The 5,462-nt window shown below is 40.2% G+C and carries 4 protein-coding genes; all 4 read right to left on the reverse strand.

Annotation, left to right across the window (positions count from 1 at the left end; all coding sequences use genetic code 11):
* Nucleotides 1-853, reverse strand: an 853-nt coding sequence (locus AC6RV6_RS29700; RefSeq protein WP_500244486.1) for an ATP-binding protein, incomplete at its 3' end; no start/stop codon positions are given.
* Nucleotides 854-855: 2 nt separating this feature from the next.
* Nucleotides 856-3,558, reverse strand: coding sequence for a TnsB C-terminal domain-containing protein (locus AC6RV6_RS29705; RefSeq protein WP_500244487.1), 2,703 nt, complete (start codon nt 3,556-3,558; stop codon nt 856-858).
* Nucleotides 3,559-3,909: 351 nt separating this feature from the next.
* A complete protein-coding gene (locus AC6RV6_RS29710) occupies nt 3,910-4,641 on the reverse strand; it encodes a hypothetical protein (protein ID WP_500244488.1) in 732 nt (243 codons plus the stop codon).
* A 233-nt stretch (nt 4,642-4,874) separates the two neighbouring features.
* Nucleotides 4,875-5,174, reverse strand: a complete 300-nt coding sequence (locus AC6RV6_RS29715; protein WP_500244489.1) for a hypothetical protein — start codon at nt 5,172-5,174, stop codon at nt 4,875-4,877.
* Between the last annotated feature and the right edge of the window lie 288 nt (nt 5,175-5,462).

Raw genomic sequence — 5,462 nt, forward strand, 5'->3', positions numbered from 1 at the left:
TGCGAGTTAACCAATTTTTCAAGGTGCCGATGCAACCTAAAGTTCGTTCGTAGAAAAATTCCCAATGCATTACTAGATCGGGTTCTTTGGATAAAGGTATTTGACGTTGAAAGGTGAGTAAAACACTTTTAAAGGCTCGGATATCATCAGGACTATTGGCTTGATAGCGAGGGAAATGAATATCTACGCTTCGTCTTGATAATTGTCCGCTTAAATTCCGAAAAGTCAGCAACTCATAAGTTCCCAAGAGACAGTGAAGAATATTGGTCATATTCGCTAATGATTTGAGGCAGTCTAACTGGTCTTGCAGTTTGAAACCACTGGACATTTTACCCATGTGTTGTGCTTCATCAATAAAAAAGACATCAGGATTTCGTTGGCTCAAGCTATTTTCTAAAGCTCTCCTTAAAGCTGGTGCAACTACTTTTGACTCAATGACAATTTGACCAAAAATATCTCGATAAACTCCTCGAACTCCATAATCGATTTTGTGTTCGATAAGTGGTTCTTCAAGAGCAATCAAAGCACGAGTATAATAATCTTTCCAATTGAAATTCCGTGATTCTGGTGCAACAGCTTCAATCCCAACTACTGGAATACGACCTCTATCAGTTGTTAGTTGAGATAGATAGAATTCTGTAATTTTCTGTTCGACTCGTCGCTTGAGAGTTGTTTTTCCAACACCACTAGGACCGTAAACAAAGATAAAAGATGCCCCTGCGGGTTCTTTAATATTTCTCATCAACGATTCGTAAACCTCTTTAAGTCGAGGATGAGCAACAGTAAAAGACTCAAAATAAGCCAATCTTTCGGCAACAGATTTCTGGAGCAGTTCGGAAGGGAAATCACTCATAATTAGAACTCATCATAAATTTCAAGACTGCTAGACAGAAATTCTTCATCTGGAGATTTAATATTTGCTATCAAAGATTTGTCTGAATCAACAGAAGTGGTGATGGTAGTCAATAATGTACTTGGGTTCGTTTTGCCACCATTAATAATTTGAAAAACTTCTTTTGCTTCTGTGTCATGTTGTCTTTGCTGTAGTAATAATTCTTCAGCTTCTAAGGAATTCAAAAACTGAGCCAATTTCTTAGCTGAAATTTTTGAATTCTTTTGATGATTGGAAAAACGTTTGCCTAATTCTTTAGTAGCCAATTTAATTTCTTTCTCTGAACATCCCTGAAATTCAGCGTAATATTGAGACGTGCATTTGACCCAATAGCCGCGAACATAAGCGTAGGCAATACCTACATCAAATGGGTCGTAGCGGACAGGAACGCGAGTCTTTTCAACCTCCGGATCTCGAAAAATATTCGTCCAATAATAGATGTAATTTATTTTGATACCCATTGAGGGCTGTATTTTTGCTTTTCCTGCGCTAGTAGTGGGAAGAGTTAAAATTTTGAAATTGTCATCGTAGGGAATGATTTTATGACTTCTATTTCCACCTTGATTCATACCCAGAGAAAATGCTTCTCTGGGGCTTTGTCCTAAAGCGGGATGATCTAGAGTGTCATACACTTCATAAGCCCAAGTACAGAGTTGCTCGTAGAGTTGCCCCAATGTCCAAATGGCGTGTTTTTTAGGATTAACTGATTTGGTAACTTGTCGAACATTTTTAGTGATTTGAGTATTCCCAGATAAGTTATCAATAAATTGGGTATTACTCGTACCGAATAATCGTTCGCAGACTGCCCCAAATCTTCCTGTGGCTGCGGGACGATGCTTTTTGGTGCATTCAAATGTAGCGAGAAGAGTCTCAAAATAAATACTATGAAATTCTGCTCCATTATCTACCACAATAGTTTGTGGGAAACGTCCGTGTCGTTGCACGCAAAGACGTAAAACCATTAGACAGGAACGGTAGGAAGGAGAATCAAAAGTTAAATAAACTGCCAATAATCGCCGAGAGTACGCATCAACGAGGAATGTTGCCCAAGGTCTTCCCAGCGAACGCCGTGTCTGAGAGCAGACTAATTCTACATCCAGTTCGGTATGGTCGATATGAACGGTTTCAAAAGGACGATTTCCATGTCTTGGTGTTGTTTTCTTTAATTCCCAATAAAAAGTTTCTTGGTTGTAAGCGGCTCTCCTACCTTTACGTTTTTTTGTTTGTTCGTACTGAGAACGCTTTTTAACTTTAAGAGTAAAAGTTTTGTAACTAGGGGCAATGAATCTCTTCTGTTCGCAGGCTTCCAACAAAGAACAGTAAACCGACCACATTGACTTCTGTTTTAAAGTTTCATAATCTTCTGCGATAAACTCAGTCATCAGGTCAAGAGATGCTTGAGGAAGTTTGCGCTGTCGGTTTCCTTTCTTTTGACGGTGAGAGAGTAACCCAACATAACCGCAACCATATTGTTGTTGTGCAGTTAAATATTTTGTTTTCCAGTCTCGGATGGTTCTTTGGGGAATCGTTTCATTTTTCCGTTTTTCACCCCTTAAATAAGGCTCGATGATTTGATAGCGATTTAATGCTTCTGCTTGATCTTCGGGGCTGGCTTGATAAAATTTATCCCACGCTTCAGAATTAGGGGAAGATGGATTTTGAGAGGCCGATAGAGGAGAGATTTTCTTTTGCTGAATCAACAATTCAATTTCTTGAATTGTGAGAGTGATGAGAGTTTCTTCTTCACCTCGTAAAGTGATTTCTTTTTCCCCAATATTCAAAACCTTTAACACTCGATTGTCCCAGAGCAGGCTTGCCCCAATTGCTAAATTAACCAAAGATGGAGATGGGAACGATGAGAGTGAAGGCTTCTGCATTAAGGCATAAGCTAATGCCATTTTTTGATTGAGAAAAATGTCACAATTATCGGGTTCTGTCAAAGAATTTTTCTGGAGGTCAACATATAGACTTTCTTGAACGATGAGACTGTAAATGTCATCCGCAGTGAAATCATCAGAGCGTGCTAATAATTCTGATAGTTTTATCCCTTGCTTACTGATGACAAGTGCAGTTATGATATTTGAGATAGATTCTGAGACATTTAAGGTTTCACTACGATAATAATCTTCGAGAAAAATCAAATTTCTTTGCAGTATCCAATTGATGGTGGCATCTGACCACAATCGGTAATAGAGTCTCCATGATTGGGCGTAGTTTTCTCCCGGTGGACAATACCAATGATTTTCACTAAAAACATAGCGATTAGGACTTTTTTGGGATAGTTTTTTGAGTTCTTCTTCGGTTTTACATTCTTCCCATCCTGCGTTATCTTTTCTGATAACGAAATAATCGGGTGTATGCAAAACACCTAAATTACGACCATTCTTCCCTTGATAGTCTAATTTTATTGAGGGAGGTTGGTCGTAATACTCGAGAACATTGTCATCCTTTTCCAGTTCGTAGATATGGGGAAGTTCGACTTTATGGGATTCAAATTGAATGATGCAGCCCATTTTGCGACTTGGGTAGCGTCCTGCAATATTTTTTCGTCCACCTCCAACTCGACGAGAGGGATCTGACGAGCGAATTTGTTCGATTAGTTCTTGGGTTTTCTGAGGTAAATTAAGGGAGTTGCACCACGCTATAAATTCTGATTTGGATAGCATCAAATTGACCTTTATTCAGTTTGGGTATTTTTATCTTGAATGGGAACACACAATAGAGACATCCTCTTCACCTCAGAAGATAATATGATTAAAAGGCTGAGAGCAAATCTCAAAAAGATTCGTGCGGAGAATGCCGATTCAAGAAAGTATCTTGAAATCATTTATGAGCAAACGCCAAAAGCCTAGTAAGTGACAAAATTTCGCTCAAACTCAGAATTTCGGGAATCACTCTCTCGACGACTTAATGGAGCAAAATTCTGTCCAATATCAAGATTCCCGCACCCAGTAAAACACCGCCTTATAAAGAAATGCTTAGGAGCGGGTGCGAGAGGAACAAGGAAAAACCAATAATTAACCCGCTTCTAAGACCGAGTTAATAAACGCATTAACTTGTTTGGCAGTAAAAAAGCAAACGTTGGCACATTGGTTGTTCCCGTAAGCATTTGTTTTTTCAATTTTTTGGACGCTCAAGTTTTCGGCAAAAGCAACTTGAACCAAGTCATCAGAGCTTGCATGGTCTCGCCAGTTAACTTTCTTAGGCAGTCCGTCTCGTTTTTTCAAGCCTGCTGCGTTAGTTCCAAAGAGACCGTTATAAGTCCTGTTAGTGCAGATAGCGTAACCCTTTCCTCGAACTCCATGAGCTTTCAGAACGGAGGTCTCATTATTGCGAACCTTGATTCCTTGAATGCGCTTCTCCAGCCGTTCTAAGTCTTCGGGGTTGTTGTTGCGTTCGGCAACCTCACACGCGAGACTGATATCGGCATCGAGGTATCGCAAAACCAAATTAGCAGCAGACTCGCGATATTTTTTTCCCATGACACCGGGGAGTAGTCCGATAATATACGCCCACCCCTCGCGATCTACAACGGGAGTTTCCTTCTGTCCTCGACCGGGAAATTTGAAGTTGTCACATTTTGTGACAACTTCAGGAAATCCCTTAGAAAGACGCTTCCACACTTCTCGTGGGTTCTTTTGCTGCCCAATAACAGCAATCAAATCATAAACGCTCGATTTGCTGTCAGAGGTTCGACGGATGGTAGCGTTATCAAGCTCTGGGATGATGGTTTGTAAGATTTGTTTCATTGGAATACTCCATTGATTTTCAACGATTCGTTTGACCAGTTACAATGGAGTTAAACTCCATGTCCATAAGCCAAGGTGGAGCGCCAACTCCATATCTGGCTTGACTGGTCTGGTTGTAAGTTGTGGACGGTCGGGAAGTCGAACCCCGCAGATTGCGATTAGGAGTTGCCGCTGGTATCCGTACACCGCCCATAAACAATCAAAAGCGAACTCATTTCGAGTTCGCTTTTGGGTTAAGTGAAAGATTCAATCCGAGCATTTTGAGAATGCCCATTGGTAGATACTTGATGAATGGAGTTTTGAGAATTAAGGCTTTCACTAGGTTTGTGATAGTGCTTGGAAACAAAAATACCACGCTCCACTTTTCCCCATAGTCCTTGATTGAAGCCATCGCCAAGAGCAGCATTAAGAGACCCTTTCACATCCTCCAACTCCTCTTCACTTAGAGATTTGTCATATACCATCCTTGCCATTTCCTTTGTAGTGACAGGCTCATGAAAGGTTTCAAAAATACTAGAAATAATATTTAGCATTTTTTGTCCTTTGTATTCTGGTCGAAGCATCTCTATTGGTCTCTTCTTGACAGTTTCTTGGATTACTTCAACTTTTTGAGAAAGGCTCTCTCTTCGGTCAAAATTGGAATCTTCAGAAATTTGGACTGGGGGAACACTATAGGAGTTGTTCTCTTTTGACTTTCGGCAAACTTATTGTTCAAAGATTCTATAATTTGTCTGGCAGTGCTGACGGTGCAATTAGGGTTGTGGAGTCCTAAACGGCAAAGTTATCATTCAGACTGTGGCAAACTTATAGGTAAAGTCACA

It is taken from the genome of Spirulina sp. LEGE 11439, assembly GCF_059821285.1.